Source organism: Sphingomonas sp. SORGH_AS_0950, from assembly GCF_030818415.1.
Lineage (GTDB): Bacteria > Pseudomonadota > Alphaproteobacteria > Sphingomonadales > Sphingomonadaceae > Sphingomonas.
The window spans coordinates 1,263,913-1,282,812 of record NZ_JAUTAE010000001.1 but is presented as its reverse complement, the minus strand read 5'-3'; the positions used below and the strand labels follow the sequence as shown (position 1 = coordinate 1,282,812).

Sequence of the window (18,900 nt, the reverse complement as noted above, 5' to 3'; positions counted from 1 at the left end):
GCGCAAGGGCAAAGATGCTGGGCTGAGCGACCTCAGCCCTGCGTCGACAGGCGCGTGTCGATCAGGTCCAGCTCGCGACCCAGACGCTGCGCAGTTTCCGACCCGATGGCGCGCGCGTTGAGCAGCTCGAACACCACCCGCCGCTCGGCGCGGATCGCCGCCAGCCGCATCCGTCGCTCGACATCCTCCAGGCGGCGGGCGTCGGGATCGTCGTCGCCCTCCAGCGTGTCGATCCGGCTGCGATAGCCGTCCATCAGGCGCGAGGCGATCTCGACATATTGGTCGGCATCCTCGCGCCCCTCGGCCATTTCGTGCTGGAAGCGTTCCAGCTCGGCGATCGCGGCCTTGGCGGCGGCGACGCGGGTGCGGTCGAGTTCGCTGATCCCGTCCTCGCTGGGCAGCGCCAGCCCGCGCAGCAGCAGCGGCAGCGTCAGGCTGGCGATCACCAGCGAGCAGAGAATGACCCCGCATGCCAGGAAGATCACCAGATCGCGCGCCGGAAAGGGCGTGCCGTCGTTCAGCGTCAGCGGCAGGGTCAGCGCGCCCGCCAGGGTGATCGCCCCGCGCGCGCCCGCGACCGACATGGCGGTGATGACGCGGCGCGGCGGGCTGGTCCGGTTGGGCAGATGCCGCTCGCGGAACAGCGTCAGGCGCAGCGCGACCCAGGTCCACAGGAAACGCAGCCCCGCCAGCCCGGTGACGATCGCGACGACGTACAGCCCCAGCCACCAGGGGCTGAGATGGCCGGTCAGCATCACCGTGTCGCGCGCGCCCGCAAAGACCTGGGGCAACTGCTCGCCGAGCAGCACGAAGATGATGCCGTTCAGCGTGAATTGCAGCATGTCCCACACCGCCTGCCGCCGGATGCGCGTCGCGGCCTTGGCACCCGAGGAGACGTTGGTGAACGACATGGCGATGCCCGCCGCCGCCGCCGCCAGCACGCCCGAACTCTCGACATGCTCGGCGACCATATAGGCGGCGAAGGGGATCAGCAGGCTGACCAGGATGTTCGAGCCGCTATCGTCGCCGAACCGCCGCGCGAAGACGCCCTTGGCGGTGACCGTGCCCCAGGCGATGGCGACGCCCAGCCCGACGCCCGACACCGCCATCCAGGCGAAGGTCAGCCCGGCATGGGCGAGCGAGAAGGTGCCGGTCAGCGCGGCGGCGACCGCAAAGCGCAGGCAGACCAGGCCCGAGGCATCGTTGAGCAGCGACTCCCCCTCCAATATGTGCATCATCCGCTTGGGGATCGGCGCTTTCTGCGCGATCGCCGACACCGCGATCGGATCGGTCGGCGACACGACGGCGGCGAGTGCGAAGGCCACCGCATAGGGCACGGCCGGGATCATCCAGTGGATGAACAGCCCCATGCCCAGCACCGTCAGGAACACCAGCCCCAAGGCCAGCCCCAGCACCGCGCCGGCATCGCGAAACAGCTCGTCCTTGGGAATGCGCCAGCCATCGAGGAAGAGCAGCGGCGGCACGAACAGCAGGAAGAAGATCTCGGGATCGAGCTCGACCCGGATCTGCGCGATCCCGCCGATCACCGCGCCCAGCGCGATCTGGACCAGGGGGCGCGGCAGCGCGGAGGGCAGGATGCGCGAGACGACGCCGCTGATGACGACGGCGAGGAGAAGGAACAGGCTGAGCGTGACGACGTCCAATCGGGGACCTTTCGGGTGCAGCGGTTGGAGCGGCCGATGCGCGCCGAATGACGGACCGACCGAAGGATCAGCGATCGGCGGCCGATGGCCATGCCGAATCGCGCGAGCGGCGACCATGACATGGCAGGCAAGGGCGGTTCAACCCGTTAAACGGGGGCGTAGGCCTGATGCATGTGCGATACCCGTCCAGAGGAGTCGAGCGATCAGGCCGCCTTGCGCATCGTGCGGTCGATCCGTGCCAGCGCCGCCAGGAACTGCTCGGCGCTGCGCCGCCAGGAAAATTCCTGGCCGAATGCCGCACAGATCGTCCGGTCGAGCGTCAGCGCCTGCCCGATCGCCCGCTCCAGCGCCTCGTCCATCACCCCGACCTCGGGACTCAACACGTCGAGCGGCCCCTGTACCGGCAGGGCGGCGACCGGCGTTCCGCAGGCCAGCGCCTCGATCATGACCAGCCCGAAGGTATCGGTGCGGCTGGGGAAGACGAACACATCCGCCGCGCGGTAGATCGCCGCCAAATCCTCGCCAAACTTCGCGCCCAGGAAATGGACATCGGGATATTGGGCGGCCAGTGCGGCGCGCGCCGGGCCGTCGCCGACCACAACCTTGGTCCCCGGCACGTCGGTCGCGAGGAAGGCGGCGATATTCTTCTCGACCGCGACCCGCCCGGCATAGAGCTGCACCGGGCCGGGCAGACCTGCGACAAAAGCATCGCGCGGGCCGTCGGGCCGGAACAGGGCGGTATCGACCCCGCGCCCCCAATGGCGGCTCTGGGGCAGGTCATGCGCGGTCAGCGTCGCGGCCACGCTGGGCGTCGAGGCGAGGATCGCGGTCGAGGGCGCGTGGAACCAGCGGACATAGCGCCAGACGAATTCGGGATCGATCGCGCGAATCCGCGCGGCGACATAATCGGGGAACTGGGTGTGATAGGCGGTGGTGAAGGGCAGCCCCTGCGCCAGCGCCCAGCGCCGCGCCAGCAGACCCAGCGGCCCCTCGGTCGCGATATGGATGGCATCGGGCAGGAACTCGCCCAGCGTCCGCCCGATCACGCCGGGGCCCGGCAGCGCCAGCCGGATTTCGGGATAGGTCGGGCAGGGGACCGAGACATAGCGATCGGGCGAGACGATGCACAGCTCATGCCCCATCGCGCGCAGTTCGGCGGCGACCGATTGCAGGGTGCGGACCACACCGTTGACCTGCGGGCTCCAGGCGTCGGTGACGATCGCGATGCGCATTCGGTGTGTCCTTCCCCGGTCAGGCGGCGATGGCGGCGGCGAGCGGCTGGTTGCGCCGCGCCTCCATCTCGTCGCCCCAGTGCAGGATCTCCATCGTGCCGTCGAAATGCTCGACCAGCGCGGTGCAGCCCTCTACCCAATCGCCGTCATTATAATAGGTGACGCCGTTGATGTCGCGGATCTCGGCAGTGTGGATATGGCCGCAAACCACGCCATCGACCCCGCGCGCACCCGCTGCATGGGCGACGACTTCCTCGAAATGCGAGATGAAGGCGACGGCGTTCTTCACCTTGGCCTTGGCGTGCTTGGACAGCGACCAATAGGGGCGCTTCATCCACCGCCGGACGATGTTCACCCAGCGATTGACCTCCATCAGTGCGGTATAGGCGAAGTCGCCGACATGGGCGAGCCAGCGATGCGCCAGCGTGATCGCGTCGAACTCGTCGCCATGCAGCACCAGCAGGCGGCGACCGTCCGCCGTCTCGTGGATCGCCTTGCGACAGATGGCGATGCCGCCGAAATCCATGCCGGTGAACTGGCGGAAGATCTCGTCGTGATTGCCGGGGATATAGACGACGCGGGTGCCGCGCTTGGCGCGCTTCAGCAGCCGCCACACCACGTCGTTGTGCGCGGCGGGCCAGTAGAATTTCTTCTTCAGCCGCCAGCCGTCGATCATGTCGCCGACCAGATACATGGTCTCGCTGTCGACATGGTCCAGAAAGTCGATCAGCATTTCCGCATTGCAGCCGCGCGTGCCGAGATGGACGTCCGAGATCCAGATCGTGCGATAGCGGCGGCGCGCCTGGCCTTCGGGTTCGGGGGTCCCCGGCGCGCGGGGGATGAAGTCGAGAATGGCGGCGTCTTCGTGCAGCGAGCCATCGATCGGAATGCTGGTCATCGGCATCGGCGTTCCCCCACGCTAGGCGTTGGGAATGTCATGCCCGTCATCTGTGACGTGCGCGTCGCAGATCGGTGACAGGCGCGCAGCATTTTGATGACTCGTTAAAGTCACCGATCGCAAAAAAGCCCGCCGATCCTGGATCGACGGGCCTTTCCGCATCGTAAAGACGGAGGCGGCTTTTTTAGAAGCGCACCGCCACCGATGCCGCATAGGTCCGGCCATTCTTGTAGAAGGCGGTCGGACGGTCGCGGGTCGCGTTATACTGGTAATAGGTCTCGTCGAGCAGGTTCTGCGCATTGACGGTCAGCGTGATCTCCTTGGTCAGGTTCACACCCGCCGAGAAGTCGAGCTGGCTGTACGGCGCCACCATTTCGCGCGAGTTCAGGCGGCCGATCGTGCGGAAATAGCTCGAGCGATAATTGTAGCTGAGCCGCGCCTGGAAGATCCCGCTCTCGAAATAGGGGATCACGTTGACGGTATGCCGCGACAGATAGGGCAGGTTGAGCGACGCGCCGGTCGAGTCGACCGACGAGGTCGAGCTGTCCTGGTACGAATAGTTCGCCTGGATGCCGAAGCCGCCCCAGATTTCGGTCTGGCCCGACACCAGCGCGCCGTTGACCTTCGCCTTGCCGCCGTTGATCGGCTGGTTGACGCTATAGGGCGTCAGACGGTTCTGCAGCGAGTTGAAGAACACCGCATTGGTGCGCGTGTTGATGATGTAGTTCGAGATGTCGCGACGGAAGAGTTCGACCGCGATCAGCGAGCCGGCGCGCGGATACCATTCCGCGGTCAGTTCGTAGTTGGTGGACTCATACGGCTTCAGGTTCGGATTGCCGCCGCCGCCATCGAGGGTGACGTCGTTGAGCGAGGTGGCCGCCGCCAGATCCTGATAGCGCGGACGCGAGATCACCTGCGCGACCGAACCGCGAACCAGGAATTCGGGCGTGATCGAATAGGCGACGTTCACGCTGGGCAGGAACTTCAGGTAATCGGTGGTCGTGCTGGTGGGCACCGGCACCGGATTGACCGTGTTGGACAGCGTCAGCGCATAGTTGGACTTGTCGCGCGTATAGACCAGGCGACCACCGATGTTGCCGCGCAGGCCGCCCTGTTCGAAATTGGCCTGGACATAGGAGGCGATGACCGTCTCGCGCACCTTGGTCGAGGCGCCGACCTTGTTGACCAGCGGGCTGTTGATCGACTTTGCGAGGATGTCGATCACGGCCTGGTCGGGCAGGTTCAGATATTTGGTGGCATTGCCCATGCCGCCGCTGCCGTCGAACACGCCATCGGGCGTGACGAGCGTGGTGACGCCCAGCTGGTCCACGGTCTGCGAGCTGGTCTTGTAGGTGTTGATGCCGCGCGCATCGACGCGGTTGACGTGATCGGTCACGCGGCTGCCCAGCAGGATCTGGGTGAACGGGCCGAAATTGACCGGGATGGTCGCGTCATAGCCGCCGAAGATGTCGCGGTCGGTCGTGACGCTGTAATCCAGGCCGCCGATCTGCGCGCCGTTCAGCTGCTGGCCGTTGATGACGACCGGGCGGCCCTCGATCTGGGCCGGATTGTTGTTCGGGTTGGTGAAGTAGTTCGCCGGGTTGGTCAGGTCGCCCGTGAAGTTCACCGTCGCCGAGGTGGGCGTGAAGGCATAGTTGAACGGCAGCTTGGTCTGCACGTTGAACAGATATTCGGGATTGCGCCCGCCGGTCGCCTTCGACCAGCCGCCCGCGAAGTTGATCTTCGTGCCGTCATCGCCTTCCCAGTCGGCGAAGAAGTTGAGATTGTCGGTCTTCAGCTTGGTCTTGCGGACCAGCGTGTCGAGCTGGGCCGACTGGTTCGGCGCGGCGGCGAAGCTGGCCGAGTTGACGACGCCGTTGCTGACATTGGCGGTCTGCAGCACGCTGCCGGTCCAGGCGACCGGGATGGTGTACATCGACTGGCTGTAATTGTTGTAGTTGCCGTCGATGTGCAGCCCGTTCAGGGTCAGCGTCAGATTGTCGGCCGGGCGATACTGCACGGTGCCCGACACGCTGGCGCGCTCGCGGGTCTGCTGGAAATAGGCATAGTTGATGCCGAAGGGGGCGACCGCCTTGATCAGGTCTTCCTTCGACCCGCCGGTGACGGTGGCGTTCGGGTTCAGCAGGATGCCCTGGCCGTTCGCGTCGCGACGCACGCTGCCGTCGCTGTTCTTCTGGAAGAAGTCCGCGCCGCTCTGATAGCCGAAGAACTCGACGCCTGCGCGGGTCAGGTTCTGCTTGTCATAGGTGGCGGCGACCAGGAAGCCGAAATTATTGGCTTCGTTGTGCCAGCTATAGAGACCCGATCCGCGGATGTTACCCTTTTCGGAACGGTCGTTATAGGTGTAGCCGCCCGAGGCGAAGACCGAATTGGCCGCCAGGTCGAGCGGACGGCGGGTACGCACGATCACGGTGCCGCCCAGGCTGCCCTCTTCGATGCGGGGTTCGGGCGACTTGTAGACTTCGAGCCGGTCGACCAGTTCGGGGGCGAGCAGCGAATAGTTGAAGGTGCGGCTGGACGGGTCGTTGTCGTTGCCGCCCCAGTCGGCCGAGGCGAGCGCATGGCCGTCGAGCAGCATGCGGTTGAGCGCGGGATCGGTGCCCAGGATGGCGACCTTCTCGCCCTCGCCGAAGCGGCGGTCGATGCTGACGCCCGGAATGTGCGACAGCGATTCCGCGACGTTGCGGTCGGGGAACTTGCCCACGTCCTCGGCGGTGATCACGTCGACGACGGCGTTGGCCTCGCGCTTGACGTTGATGGCGTTGCGAAGGCTCTGGCGGATGCCGGTGACCACGACGTCGCCATCGGTATCCGACTGGTCACTTCCGACCGCGGTCTGCGTCGGTGCCTGATTCGTGGTCTGTGCGAATGCGGTGCCCTGAAGTCCGGCGAGCGCGGTCGCCGTCAGGATCATGCTGCGAAAGCTCAACATGTTCAAATCCCCCCAAATTCCCTCGCGCCATCCCGCGAATTGTGCCTGTTACCGTCGCAGGGAGATGAATGGCGTCCTCCCTTGAAAGCATTTTTTATACTATATGCTTGACGACCAACGTGTAACCAAACTGACATTGGTCCGTAAACGGAAAAAATCAGGCCGATCCCGTCATGGGACCATTGGGCTGGCACATCGTGGGACATGCTGCTTAAATGGCAGGGTTCCGGTCGTTCCTGGGGAGGAGGACTGGCTATGGCTATCATGACGAGGGGATGCCCATGACGGCGATGCCGCGACCGCTTCTGGAAATCTGTGTCGATGATGCCGACGGCGTCGCGGCGGCCGTGGCGGGGGGCGCGGATCGGATCGAATTGTGCGGCGCGCTGGGGCTGGGCGGGCTGACCCCCTCGGCGGCGCTGGTCGCGCAGGCGGTGCGGTCGGGGGTGCCGGTTCATGCGATGGTCCGTCCGCGCGAGGGCGATTTCCGTTACGACGCCGACGAGGTCGCGATGGCGACCGACGAGATCCGGCGGATGATCGCCATGGGGGTCGCGGGTGTCGTGGTCGGGGCGATGGCCGACGACCAGTCGCTCGATCTGGACGTGCTGGCGGCCTGGCGGGACGCGGCGGACGGCGTGGCCATCGTGCTGCACCGCGCCGTCGATCTCGTCGCCGATCCGGTCGCGGCGGTCCAGGCCATCGCGGCCATCGGCTATGACCATATCCTGACCTCGGGCGGCGAAGCGACCGCCGAGGCCGGGGCCGAGGCGATCGCGGCGATGGTCGCAGCGGCGGACGGGCGGTTGGCGATCATCGCCGGATCGGGCGTTTCGGCGGACAATGCCGCCGCGCTGGTCGCGCGGACCGGCGTCGACGCGGTCCATGCCTCGGCGAGCGTCCGGCAGGATTGGGGGGACCCGCGGATCGCCGCCATGGGTTTCGGAGGTGGCGACCGGCGCCGGACCAGCCCCGAAAAGATCGCGGCGTTGCGGCAGGCTATCGGAAGGAAATAACATCCAATGTATGCCAAATATAATACCTATTGCCCACATGGTCCTGCTGCGATAAGCCTTTGTGCGAAGCGGGGCGCGGCATGAGCGACGTCCGGGCAAAGGGGGATGGCGCGGCCATGACATTCTCGGCGCAGGTCGGCTCCTTCCGAAAGGGGAACCCCGCGCCGTTATACCTTCAGCTCCAGCAGCTGCTGCGCGACGCCATCACCAGCAACGTCCTGGCCGAGGACGACGCGATCCCCGCCGAGCGCGATCTGGCGATCGAATATGACGTGTCACGGATCACGGTGCGCAAGGCGATCGGCGGCCTGGTCGAAGAGGGGTTGCTGACCCGCCGGCGTGGTGCCGGGACCTTCGTCGCGGGCCGGGTGGAGAAGAGCTTCTCGAAGCTGTCCTCCTTCTCGGAGGACATGATCGCGCGCGGCCGCACGCCGAGCAGCCAGTGGGTCAGTCGCGCACCGGGCACGGTGACGCCCGAGGAGGCGTTGTCGCTGGGCCTGTCGCCGGGCGCGCCCGTCTATCGGTTCCAGCGGGTCCGCTTTGCCGACGAGGTGCCGATGGCGATCGAGGTCTCGACCATCGCCGGTTTCGCGCTCCCCTCGGTCGAGGCGGTCGACCGGTCGCTCTATGCGGCGCTGGAGCGGACCGGCAATCGGCCGATCCGCGCGCTCCAGCGGCTGCGCGCGGTGCCGTTCGGGGCGGACCATGCCAAGATGCTGGATGTCGATCCGGGCCATGCGGGCCTGTTGATCGAGCGCCGCGGATTTCTACGCGATGGACGGGCGGTGGAATATACCCAGTCCTTCTATCGCGGCGATGCCTATGATTTCGTCGCGGAGTTAACCGATGTCTGATGTGATGACCGCCGGTAGTGCGGGGACCAGCACCCTGATGGGAGCGGAAGCGGGGGAGGCGCCGCAGGCGATCGCCCGGCTGCTCGCGCGCAATGCGCCGACCGTCAAGGCGCTGGCCGAACGGCTGCGTGCCGCCCCGCCGCCGGTGATCGTCACGATAGCCCGTGGATCGTCGGATCACGCCGCAACCTACGGCAAATATATCCTGGAGACCAAGACCGGCGTGCCGGTGTCGTCGGCGGCGCCCTCGGTCGCGTCGATTTTCGAGACGCCGATGAAGGTGCAGGGCGCGCTGGTCATCGCCATCTCGCAGTCGGGGCGCAGCCCGGACCTGCTGGCGACGGTCGAGGCGTATCGCGCGGGCGGCGCGCATATCGTCGCGCTGGTCAATGACGAGGAATCGCCGCTGGCGACCGGCGCCGACACCTTCCTGCCGCTGTCGGCCGGTCCCGAAAAGGCCGTCGCCGCCACCAAGTCCTGCCTGACCGCGCTGGCCGGTCTGGCGCAGCTCGCCGCCGCCTGGGCGGGCGACGAGACGCTGGAAGCGGCGCTCGCCGAGCTGCCCGGTCAGGTCGAACAGGCGCTGGGCCTCGACTGGTCCCCGGCGGTCGAGGGGCTGCGCGAACTCAGCCAGATGTTCGTGCTGGGTCGCGGCTATGGCTACGGCGTGGCGCAGGAAGCCGCGCTGAAGCTCAAGGAAACCTGCTCGATCCAGGCCGAGCCGTTCAGCGCCGCCGAGGTTCGCCACGGCCCGATGCGCATCGTCGAGCCCGGCTATTCGGTGCTGGGCTTCGCCACCTCGGACGTGGCGGGCAAGGATGTGAAGGCGGTCGCCGACCAGTTCGAGGCGCGCGGCGCAAAACCGTTCGTCGCGGGGCAAGGCGGTGCGCTGCCCATGGTCGCCGGCCATCCCGCGCTGGAGCCGATTTCGATGCTCGCCAGCTTCTACCGCATGGTCGAGGCGCTGGCGCTCGCCCGTGGCATGGACCCCGACTCGCCGCCGCATCTGCAGAAAGTGACCCGCACGCTATGACCCGCTTCCGTTTCGTCAACGGCCATGTCGCGACCTCCGGCGGCGTCCTGCCGGGTGCGGAGATCGTCGTGGACGGCGATCGCATCGCGTCGATCGGCGCGGTCGAGGGTTCGGACGACACGATCGACCTAAACGGCGGCTGGGTCGTCCCCGGCTATATCGACACCCAGGTCAATGGCGGCGGCGGCGTGCTGTTCAACGACCGGCTGGACGTGGACGGCATCGCGACCATGGCGGTGGCGCATGCCGTCTATGGCACCACCGCGATGCTGCCGACCTTGGTCAGCGAAACCCCCGACAAGATCGCCCGCGCGCTCGACGCGATCGACGAGGCGATCGAGGCGAAGGTGCCGGGCGTCATCGGCATCCATGTCGAAGGGCCGGTGCTCAACCCGGCGCGCAAGGGCATCCACGATCCGACGCGGTTCCGCGATCTGGACGAGGAGATGATCGCCGTCCTGACCCGCCCGCGCCGCGGCAAGGTCATGCTGACCATCGCGCCGGAACGGGTGCCGGTCGACACGATCCGCCGTCTGGTCGAAGCGGGCGTGCTGGTCAGCGCCGGGCACACCGAGGCCAGCTATGAGCAGGCGATGGCGGCGTTCGATGTCGGGCTGTCCGGCATCACCCACCTCTACAACGCCATGCCCGCCATGCAGCAGCGCGTGCCGGGGCTGGCGGGCGCGACGCTCGACGATCCGCGCCCCTATTCGGGGCTGATCATCGACGGCTTCCACGTCTCCGCGCCGATGCTGCGGCTGGCGCTGAAGGCGCGGCCGTTCGACAGACTGATGCTGGTCACGGACGCCATGTCGTCGGTCGGCGCGGTCGAGAAGGACTTCGTCCTGCACGGCCGTCATATCGACGTGTCGGGCGGCAAGTGCACCTATACCGACGGCACGCTGGCGGGATCGGATCTCGACATGGGCTCGGCGGTCGCCAATGCGGTCGAGCAGCTGCGGATCACCGTGGACCAGGCCGCCGCGATGGCGGCGACGAACCCGGCGGCGTTCCTCGGCCTGTCGGACGAGCGGGGCGCGCTCGGCGTCGGCCTGCGCGCCGACTGGGTGGTGCTCGACGCCGCGCTCAAGCCCGTCGATACGCGGATCGCCGCATGACGGTCGCGCGCCGCGACCTTCTGCTGGGCAGTGCGGTGGTGGGGCTGGCGGGCGGCATTCCGTCCGCCCCGCTCTTCGCCGCCGATCGCCGCCCGGCGGACGGCGCGGGCGCGCTTCCCATGCCCGCCCCGGTGGACCGGCTGCCGCCCGCGCTGCCGGTGCAGGATGCTGGCCGGGTCCTGATGGATCGCGGCTGGCTGTTCCACGAGGGCGATGTCGAGCCCGCGCCGCTCGACACGCACAATGCGACCTATCTGTCGGTCAAGGCGGGCAATGCGCGCGGCGCGGCAGCGGTCGATTATGACGACAGCGACTGGCAGACCGTCGACCTGCCGCACGACTGGGCCTCGTTCCAGCCCTTCGTGGAAACCGCCAATGTCGCGCAAGGCTATCGCCCGCGCGGGATCGGCTGGTATCGGCGCAGCTTACGGCTGGACCCGGCCCTGCGCGGGCGGCGGATCGAGCTGGAATTCGGCGGGATCGCGACCTTTGCGACCATCTGGGTCAATGGCAGCGTCGTCTCGCACAATTTCTCCGGCTACAACGCCGTCCGCATCGACCTGACCCCGTTCGCGCGGTTCGGCGACGAGGCCAATGTCGTGGCCGTCCGCGTCGACGCCGATGCGATGGAGGGCTGGTGGTATGAAGGCGCGGGCCTTTATCGCCATGTCTGGCTGGGCGACTATGCGCCCGTCTCGATCGCGACCGACGGCGTCCATTGCGACCCGCGCAAGCGCGACGACGGCTGGCATGTCCCCGTCGCGGTGACACTGGCCAGCATCGTCGAAACTGACAGTCCCGTGACGGTCGAGGCGCGGCTTCTCGATCCGCAGGGCAAGGTGGTGGCGCAGGGCCAGGCCCAGGCGACCGTGCCGTCACTGGACGAAGGGCGCGCCGCGCTCGACCTGTCGGTGGCCGATCCCATGCTCTGGTCGGTCGAGCGGCCGACGCTGTACACGGTCGAGGTGCGGCTGCTGCGCGACGGACAGGTGGCGGACGAACGCCGCGTGCCGATCGGGTTCCGCACGATCCGCTTCGACGCGAACCGGGGTTTCTTCCTCAACGACCGGCCGGTGAAGCTGAAGGGCGTCTGCCTGCATCAGGATCATGCGGGCGTGGGCACCGCACTTCCCGACGCGCTGATCGGCTGGCGGCTGGAGCGGCTGAAGGCGATGGGGTGCAACGCGGTGCGTTCCAGCCACAATGCGCCGACGCCCGAGCTGCTCGACTGGTGCGACCGGCTGGGCCTGCTGGTCATGAACGAGAACCGGCAGTTCAATCCGGCGCCCGAATATCGCGCGCAGCTGGAATGGCTGGTCCGGCGCGACCGCAACCATCCTTCGGTCATCCTGTGGTCTGTCTTCAACGAGGAACCGATGCAGGGCACCCCGGCGGGGGTCGAGATGGTCAAGCGCATGGCGCATTGGGTGCGCGCGCTGGACGACAGCCGCCCGGTGACGGCGGCGATGAACGGGGCCTTTTTCGATCCCGTCAACGTCGCGCAGGTCGTCGATGTGACCGGCTTCAACTATTATCAGGGCGATTACGACCGCTATCACCAGCTGAACCCGGCCAAGCCGATGACCAGTTCGGAGGATACCAGCGCGTTCATGACGCGCGGCGCGTTCGAGACTGACCCGGCGCGCCACATTGCGTCGAGCTACGATATCGAAGCGGCGAGCTGGGGCGACACCCATCGCGGCGCCTGGAAGAAGATCGCCGATCGCCCCTTCGTCGCGGGCGGGTTCGTGTGGACCGGCTTCGACTATCATGGCGAGCCGACGCCCTATGAATGGCCGACCATCGCCAGCTTCTTCGGCATCCTGGATCTCTGCGGCTTTCCCAAGACCGCGTTCGACATCCACCGCGCCGCCTGGGTCGATGACGCGCCCGTCGTGGCGATCGCGCCGCACTGGAGCTGGCCGGGGCGCGAGGGCAAGCCGACCAAGGTCATGGTTCTGTCGAACGCCGAGCGCGTCGTCCTTCGCCTGAACGGCAAGACGGTGGGCGAGGGAGCGGTCGACCGGCTGATGGGCAATGAATGGACCATCCCCTATGCGCCGGGCCGGATCGAGGCGATCGCCTATCGCGGCGGGCGCGAGGTCGCGCGGGCCGCGCATGAGACGGTCGGCGTGCCGGTGGCGCTTCGCCTGACGCCCGCGCGCACCGTGATGGCGGGCGATACCGAGGATGCGCAGGCGATCACCATCGATGCGATCGACGCGCATGGACGCCATGTCCCGACCGCCAATCTGATGACCCGCTTCATGATCGACGGGGGTGCGATCATCGGCCTGGGCAATGGCGATCCCAATAGCCATGAGCCCGAAAAGGGCGATCGGCGCTCGCTGTTCAACGGTCTGGCGCAGATGATCGTGCGGCCCGACACCGGGCGCGGGCGGATCACCATCCGCGCGACGGCGGACGGGCTGAGGCCCGCCACCCTGCGGCTCGACCGGCTGGGCGTGACGCCGCGCGCGCAGGTGCCGGTGCTGGCGGGGGACATGGACGTGCGCGACTGGCGGCGCTCGCCCCAGCTGGACGCCAGGCCTTCGCCCGACCTCGCGCCCGCCGCCAGCGACAATAACGGATGGGCCTTCGTCCGGGCGGGAACGCCGACCCCGGCGGAGGGGGCGGGGTGGCGCGTCTATCGCACCGTCCTCACGCCCCGCCGCGCCGTCGCGGCGCGGGGCGGCACGTTGAGCTTCGCCTCGGTAGGCGGCATGGCCAGCCTGTGGGTCGACGGACGGCTGGTCGCCGAGAAGCGCGATCCCCGGCCGGGCCCGCTGACCGCCGCGCTGCCGGCCGGGTCGGGCAAGCGGACGATCGCGCTGATCGTCGCGGGACTGGGCAATATCGAAAGCGGTCTGCTGGGCCGGGTGACGATCCGTCCACGCTGATGCGGGGGACGGGCGATCGTCGCGGGGGAAGGAATGCAGTTTGGCAAAGAGTGACGTGCGATGAGTGACCTGACCATTTTTGCCCCGCTGGCGGGTTGGGTGATGCCGTTGGCGCAGGTGCCCGATCCGGTTTTCGCCGAGAAGATGCTGGGCGACGGCATCGCCATCGATCCGGTGAACGACGCGCTCTGCGCCCCGTGCGACGCCACGGTGCTGACCGTGCACGAGGCCGGGCATGCGGTGACGCTGCGCAGCACCGAGGGCTTCGAGCTGATCTGCCATATCGGCATCGACACCGTGTCGCTCGGCGGCCAGGGTCTGACCCCGCAGGTGCAGGCGGGCGCCAAGGTGCTGGCGGGGCAGCCGCTGATCCGCTTCGATCTCGATTATCTCGTCCGCCACGCACCCGCCGTGGTGACGCCGGTCATCGTCGCGGACGCCACCCGCTACGGCGTCGAGCCGATCGCCACAGGGCTGGTCGCGGTCGGCGATCCGCTGCTGCGTGTCGTGCCGCTCGCCGGTGAGGCCCTGGTCGCCGAGGAGAGCGGGGAGACGCTGGTCGAGGAGATGACGGTCGCGCTGTCGCACGGCCTCCACGCCCGTCCCGCCGCCCGGCTGGTCGAGGCGGTTCGGCGGCACGAGGCGCGCGTCACCCTGTCGCATGGCGAGCGCAGCGCCTCGGCGCTGAGCGCGGTCGGCCTGCTGGGGCTGGGGCTGGGTCATGGCACGACGGTACGGATCGAGGCGAACGGCCCGCAGGCCGCCGCCGCTCTGGCCGAGGTCGTCGCCTTTCTGGGCGACGCGACGCCCGAGGAAAGCCCGGTCGAGGCGCCCGAGCCCGCACGCGGCGAAGGACCGGGCCTGGGCGGCGTACCCGCCGCGCCCGGCCTGGCGGTCGGGCCGATCCACCGGCTGACCCGCGCGGCGATTCCGGTCGAGACCGTCGCGGCAAGCGCCGAGGAAGAGCGCGCCAGGCTGACCGATGCGCTGGCACGGGTCCGCGAAGGGCTGGTGCTGGCGGCTGCGGCCGGTGGCGCGCGCGGCGGCGTGATGGCGGCGCATGGCGCGATGCTGGCCGATCCCACGCTGACCGAGGCCGCGCTGGCGGGGGTCGCTCGCGGCCTGAGCGCGGGTTTGGCGTGGCAGGAAGCGATCGCCGAGCAGGTCGCGGTGCTGGTGTCGAGCGGCGACCGCCGCATCGCCGAGCGCGCCGACGATCTGCGCGATCTGGAACGTCATGTCCTGGCCGCGCTGGCCGGGTTGCCGATCGAGGGGCCGAGCGTTCCTGCCGGGGCGATCCTGGTCGCCGAGGACCTGTTGCCCAGCCAGGTGGCGGCGCTGGATGCGGGCGTCGTCGCGGGGATCGCGCTGGTCAAGGGCGGCCCGACCTCGCACGCCGCGATCCTGGCGGCGGGCATGGGGCTGCCCATGGCGGTGGCGTTCGGCGATCCGCTCGCCGCGCTCGAGGATGGCCGGGTCATCGTGCTCGACGCCGATCGCGGGCTGATCGATCCCGAACCCGATGCCGACGCACAAGGCCAAGCCCGCGACACCATCGCGCGCCGCAAGGCCGAGATGGAGGCGGCGCGCGCCGCCCAGGGGCCGTGCCGCATGGCGGACGGCACCCGGATCGAGATGTTCGCCAATCTGGGCTCGGTCGCCGATGCCGAGGCGGCGGTGGCCGAAGGGGCGGAGGGCTGCGGCCTGCTGCGCACCGAATTCCTGTTCCTGGAACGCGCGACCGCGCCGACCCGCGACGAACAGGCCCGCGATTACCAGGCGATCGCCGATGCGCTGGGCGACCGGCCGATGATCGTCCGGCTGCTCGATGTCGGCGGCGACAAGCCCGCACCCTATATGGACCTGCCCGTCGAGGAGAATCCGGCGCTGGGCCTGCGTGGCATTCGCGTGTCGCTCGCCGATCCGCAGCTTCTGGAGGATCAGGTCGGCGCGATCCTGGCGGTGCGCCAGCCCTGCCGGATCATGGCGCCGATGGTCGCCAGCCTGGCCGAGCTGGAGGCGGTTCGCGCCGTCGTCGAACGCCAGGGAGGCAAGGCCGAGGTCGGCGTCATGATCGAGACGCCCGCCGCCGCCATTTCCGCCGATATCCTCGCGCGCAAGGCCGATTTCTTCTCGATCGGCACCAACGACCTGACCCAATATACCCTGGCGATGGATCGCGGCAACGCGGCGGTGGCGGCGGGGGTCGACGGGCTTCATCCGGCCGTGCTGCGGCTGATCGGCACGACCTGCGAAGGCGCGGCCAGGCATGACACGCCGGTCGGCGTCTGCGGCTCGCTTGCCGCCGATCGTCTGGCCGTGCCGATCCTGCTGGGGCTGGGCGTCACCGAATTGTCGGTGCCCCCCGCGCGGGTCGCCGCGATCAAGGCGCTGGTCGGCAAGCTGGACATGGTCCGCTGCCGCGCCGCCGCGCTTCAGGCGACCGCCTTGCCCTCGGCGGCGGCGGTTCGCGCGCATATCACCACCATGCTTCAGGAGATCGGCGCATGAGCTCGCCCATGGCCTCGCTTCAGTCGCTCGGGCGGGCGCTGATGTTGCCCATCGCGGTCCTGCCGGTGGCGGGGCTGCTGCTCCGCCTGGGCCAGCCGGACATGCTGAACATCGCCTTCATGGCGAATGCGGGCAATGCGATCTTCGACAATCTGGGACTGCTCTTCGCGGTCGGCGTCGCCACCGCCTTTGCCCGCGACGGCAATGGCGCGGCGGCGCTGGCGGGGATCACCTGCTATCTCGTCACGATCAAGGGGGCCGAGACGCTGATCGTCCCGCCCGCCGGGACCGGCGCGGGGCTGGCCAAGGACATCGCGGCGACCGTCGAGGCGGCCTGGCGGACCAAGTCGGTCCATCGCTTCGACGTGCCGGTGGGGATCGTCGCCGGGTTGATCGGTGGCAGCTTCTACAACCGTTTTGCGACCATCAAGATGCCGGAATATCTGGCCTTTTTCGGTGGCCGCCGGTTCGTGCCGATCATTTCGGGCATTGTCGGCCTGGGGCTGGCGGCGCTTCTGGGCGTGGCGTTCGGGCCGGTCAACACGGGTATCGATGCGATGAGCCAGGGTATCGTCCAGGCGGGCGGGCTGGGGCTGTTCGCGTTCGGCGTGCTGAACCGGCTGCTCGTCGTCACCGGCCTGCACCATATCCTGAACACCGTCGCCTATTTCGTGGTCGGCGACTATCAGGGCAAGACCGGCGACCTGACCCGCTTCTTCGCGGGCGATCCGACCGCGGGCGCGTTCATGAGCGGGTTCTTCCCGGTGATGATGTTCGGCCTGCCCGCCGCCTGTCTCGCCATGTATCACGAGGCGCTGCCCGAGCGGAAAAAGGCGGTCGGCGGCATGTTGTTCAGCCTGGCGCTGATGTCGTTCCTGACCGGCGTGACCGAGCCGATCGAGTTCAGCTTCATGTTCCTGGCGCCGGTCCTCTATGCCTTCCACGCGATCCTGACCGGCGTGTCGGAGGCGCTGATGAACGCGCTGGGCGTGCGGCTGGGCTATACCTTCTCGGCGGGCCTGTTCGACTATGTCATCAATTTCGGCAAGGCGACCAAGCCGCTGATGCTGATCCCGGTCGGCGCGGTCTATGCGCTGCTCTATTACGCGGTCTTCCGCTTCGCGATCCGCCGCTGGAACCTCCAGACGCCGGGCCGCGAGGCCGAGCCGATGGTCGAGAGCGGCGAGGCGGCGGGCGATCAGCCGGTGGTCGAGGGCGGGCGCGGCGCGTCCTTCGTCGCGGCGATGGGCGGCGGCGCCAATCTCAGCGAGGTCGCGGCCTGCACCACCCGGCTCCGGCTGGTCGTCAACGACCCCGCACGGGTCGACGAGCCCGCGCTGAAGCGGCTGGGTGCGCGCGGCATCCTGCGCCCCTCCGCCAATGGCGTTCAGGTGGTGCTGGGTCCGGTCGCGGACACGGTCGCGATGGAGATGCGCGCCGCCATTCAGGCGGGCCATGGCCAGCCGGTCTCCGCGCCGGTCGCGGTTGCGCCGGTCGCCGTCGCGCCGACCCCCGCCGCCCCGGCGGTGGCCCCTATGGCGAGCCTGCCCGACGCGCTGCTCGGCCTGCTGGGCGGGGCGGGCAATGTCCGTGCGGCCAGCCATCATGCGGGACGGTGGCGTGTCGAGCTGGCCGATCCGGCGCTCGTCGCATCGGCCCCGGTCGCGCCGGTGCGGGCCATCGCCCATGTCGAGCGAAACGTCGTTCACCTTCTGGTCGACTGACCGGCAGGTGAATTGAACGTTAATGATATTGCTGCGGCCTGACCAAAGGATGTAGATGCGAACACTCTGATGTCATGGCGAATCTGTCGGATCTTTCGGTCGGGTTGCGGTGGAGAGTGTGCTTGGTTACGTTAACAGAGGGCAGCTTGGACGATAAGCGGCTCTACCGCGCCCCCGCGCTGGAAAAGGGGCTCGACATTCTGGAGCTGCTGGCGGCCGAGGAGCACCCGCTGACCATGAGCGGGATCGTCAACCGGCTGGGCCGGTCGACGGGCGAGCTGTTCCGCATGATCCAGGTGCTGGAGCATCGCGGTTATGTGTCGCAGGGGCCGGACGGCTATGTCATGACCTCGCGGCTGTTCCATCTGGGGTTGAAGCGTCCGCCGGTGCGTAGCCTGATGGAACAGTCGCTTCCTGAAATGCGGCTGCTCGCCGATACGATCGGCCAGTCCTGCTATCTCTCCGTCCCGTCGGGCGCGGCTTCCTCGGTCATCGCGCGGATGGAGGCGTGTACGGCGGTCGGCTTCTCGGTCCGCGTCGGCTATCGTCGGCCGCTCTACGACACCCCGTCGGGCGTCCTTCTCTATGCCATGCAGCCCGAACAGACCCGGCGCGAATGGGAGGCGCTGTTCGACCCACCGCTGTCGGAAGAGGCGCGCGCCCGGCTGGTGGCGCAGGCGGATGCGGTGCGGGAACAGGGGTTCGCCCGGGTCGACAGCCCCGATCTGGTCGGCATGGTCGAACTGGCGGCCCCGATCATGCGCGGCGATCAGGCCATGGCGGTCCTGGCGGTCCCGTTCATCCGCATCACCGACGCGCCCGTCGACGAGGCCGCCGCGCTGAATCATCTGCGCGCGACCGCCGACCGCATCACCAATCAGCTGATCGGCAACGACGCGCGCATCTGACCCGCGCGTGGGTCCCCTCCCGCGCATCTTCGCGTGCAAAGCCGCTTGTCGCGACCGGGCCCGGCGGCGATAGAGCCGGTGCCCGATTG

General features: G+C 68.3%; 12 protein-coding genes. 8 read left to right on the top strand and 4 right to left on the bottom strand.

All coding sequences use genetic code 11. The features are described from left to right. Positions 1-32: 32 nt before the first annotated feature. From QE385_RS05405 to QE385_RS05390, 4 genes are all read right to left on the bottom strand, one after another. Positions 33-1,664, bottom strand: coding sequence for a Na+/H+ antiporter (locus QE385_RS05405; protein WP_307099790.1), 1,632 nt, complete (start codon positions 1,662-1,664; stop codon positions 33-35). Between the two features lie 203 nt (positions 1,665-1,867). After that, a complete protein-coding gene (locus tag QE385_RS05400) occupies positions 1,868-2,896 on the bottom strand; it encodes a glycosyltransferase family 1 protein (RefSeq protein WP_307099788.1) in 1,029 nt (342 codons plus the stop codon). Positions 2,897-2,915: 19 nt separating this feature from the next. Then, the gene (locus QE385_RS05395; protein ID WP_307099785.1) at positions 2,916-3,800 is read right to left on the bottom strand and encodes a UDP-2,3-diacylglucosamine diphosphatase; all 885 of its coding nucleotides are present in this window, start codon (positions 3,798-3,800) and stop codon (positions 2,916-2,918) included. Between the two features lie 178 nt (positions 3,801-3,978). Then, entirely contained in the window at positions 3,979-6,747 is a 2,769-nt protein-coding gene (locus tag QE385_RS05390) for a TonB-dependent receptor (protein ID WP_307099784.1), read from the bottom strand. Between the two features lie 281 nt (positions 6,748-7,028). Between QE385_RS05390 and QE385_RS05385 the strand changes: the two genes are divergently transcribed. The 8 genes from QE385_RS05385 to QE385_RS05350 all read left to right on the top strand — a co-directional run bounded on the left by QE385_RS05385 (position 7,029) and on the right by QE385_RS05350 (position 18,811). After that, entirely contained in the window at positions 7,029-7,763 is a 735-nt protein-coding gene (locus QE385_RS05385; RefSeq protein ID WP_307099782.1) for a copper homeostasis protein CutC, read from the top strand. Positions 7,764-7,879: 116 nt separating this feature from the next. Then, on the top strand, positions 7,880-8,617 hold the full coding sequence (locus tag QE385_RS05380; RefSeq protein ID WP_307104579.1) for a GntR family transcriptional regulator: 738 nt from the start codon (positions 7,880-7,882) through the stop codon (positions 8,615-8,617). Further along, positions 8,610-9,650 (top strand): SIS domain-containing protein, encoded by a 1,041-nt coding sequence (locus tag QE385_RS05375; protein ID WP_307099780.1) that lies wholly within the window; start codon positions 8,610-8,612, stop codon positions 9,648-9,650. The genes QE385_RS05380 and QE385_RS05375 overlap by 8 nt, the downstream gene beginning before the upstream one ends. Continuing rightward, positions 9,647-10,768: an N-acetylglucosamine-6-phosphate deacetylase gene (gene nagA, locus QE385_RS05370; protein ID WP_307099778.1), complete on the top strand. Its 1,122-nt coding sequence runs from the start codon at positions 9,647-9,649 to the stop codon at positions 10,766-10,768. The genes QE385_RS05375 and nagA overlap by 4 nt, the downstream gene beginning before the upstream one ends. Next, positions 10,765-13,668, top strand: coding sequence for a beta-galactosidase GalA (gene galA / locus QE385_RS05365; protein WP_307099776.1), 2,904 nt, complete (start codon positions 10,765-10,767; stop codon positions 13,666-13,668). The genes nagA and galA overlap by 4 nt, the downstream gene beginning before the upstream one ends. 60 nt (positions 13,669-13,728) lie before the next feature. After that, the gene (gene ptsP / locus QE385_RS05360) at positions 13,729-16,179 is read left to right on the top strand and encodes a phosphoenolpyruvate--protein phosphotransferase (protein WP_307099774.1); all 2,451 of its coding nucleotides are present in this window, start codon (positions 13,729-13,731) and stop codon (positions 16,177-16,179) included. Next, a complete protein-coding gene (gene nagE / locus QE385_RS05355) occupies positions 16,176-17,903 on the top strand; it encodes an N-acetylglucosamine-specific PTS transporter subunit IIBC (RefSeq protein WP_307099772.1) in 1,728 nt (575 codons plus the stop codon). The genes ptsP and nagE overlap by 4 nt, the downstream gene beginning before the upstream one ends. Positions 17,904-18,049: 146 nt before the next feature. Next, positions 18,050-18,811: an IclR family transcriptional regulator gene (locus QE385_RS05350; protein ID WP_307099770.1), complete on the top strand. Its 762-nt coding sequence runs from the start codon at positions 18,050-18,052 to the stop codon at positions 18,809-18,811. The last annotated feature ends 89 nt before the right edge of the window (positions 18,812-18,900 follow it).

Bases quoted from the DNA above. Each gene is read 5' to 3' on its own strand.
- QE385_RS05400 (WP_307099788.1), bottom strand. From the start codon at position 2,896: ATGCGCATCGCGATCGTCACCGACGCCTGGAGCCCGCAGGTCAACGGT.
- QE385_RS05395 (WP_307099785.1), bottom strand. From the start codon at position 3,800: ATGCCGATGACCAGCATTCCGATCGATGGCTCGCTGCACGAAGACGCC.
- QE385_RS05390 (WP_307099784.1), bottom strand. From the start codon at position 6,747: ATGTTGAGCTTTCGCAGCATGATCCTGACGGCGACCGCGCTCGCCGGA.
- QE385_RS05385 (WP_307099782.1), top strand. From the start codon at position 7,029: ATGACGGCGATGCCGCGACCGCTTCTGGAAATCTGTGTCGATGATGCC.
- QE385_RS05380 (WP_307104579.1), top strand. From the start codon at position 7,880: ATGACATTCTCGGCGCAGGTCGGCTCCTTCCGAAAGGGGAACCCCGCG.
- QE385_RS05375 (WP_307099780.1), top strand. From the start codon at position 8,610: ATGTCTGATGTGATGACCGCCGGTAGTGCGGGGACCAGCACCCTGATG.
- nagA (WP_307099778.1), top strand. From the start codon at position 9,647: ATGACCCGCTTCCGTTTCGTCAACGGCCATGTCGCGACCTCCGGCGGC.
- galA (WP_307099776.1), top strand. From the start codon at position 10,765: ATGACGGTCGCGCGCCGCGACCTTCTGCTGGGCAGTGCGGTGGTGGGG.
- ptsP (WP_307099774.1), top strand. From the start codon at position 13,729: ATGAGTGACCTGACCATTTTTGCCCCGCTGGCGGGTTGGGTGATGCCG.
- nagE (WP_307099772.1), top strand. From the start codon at position 16,176: ATGAGCTCGCCCATGGCCTCGCTTCAGTCGCTCGGGCGGGCGCTGATG.